Origin of the sequence: Weissella sp. DD23 (assembly GCF_001579105.1) — a bacterium.
Lineage (GTDB): Bacteria > Bacillota > Bacilli > Lactobacillales > Lactobacillaceae > Weissella > Weissella cibaria.
In genome coordinates this window covers 1-475 of the sequence record NZ_KQ970458.1, presented here as the reverse complement: position 1 = coordinate 475, position 475 = coordinate 1, and the positions used below count along the sequence as shown (strand labels likewise).

Annotated in this window: 1 protein-coding gene; it reads right to left on the bottom strand. The window is 48.8% G+C overall.

Translation table 11 applies throughout. The features are described 5' to 3' along the window. The coding region (locus tag WEIDD23_RS12225; protein WP_156469676.1) for a class I tRNA ligase family protein at positions 1-475 on the bottom strand (475 nt) is incomplete at both ends.

The following is a 475-nucleotide window of genomic DNA, read 5'->3' as shown; positions in this document are numbered from 1 at the left end:
CATCAATGAACAAACGCCAAACACGATCCAACCAACGACGTGAACCAGCCAAGCCGTCTTCAGACCAAGCAATTGATTGTTCCAAAGGTCCCATGAACATTTCGTACAAACGCAAGGTGTCAGCACCGTATTGTTCAACGACGTCATCAGGGTTCACAACGTTCCCCTTTGACTTCGACATCTTCTCGTGGTTTTCACCCAAGATCATACCTTGGTTAGCCAACTTTTGGAATGGCTCCTTAGTGTGCACAACACCCAAGTCGTACAACACCTTGTGCCAGAAGCGGGCGTACAACAAGTGCAACACGGCGTGCTCAGCACCACCAATGTACAAGTCAACATTCTGCCAGTAAGCCTCAGCGTCTGGTGAAACAATTTCCTTATCATTGTGTGGATCCATGTAACGCAAGTAGTACCATGATGAACCAGCCCATTGTGGCATCGTGTTCGTCTCGCGCTTACCCTTACGGCCGTT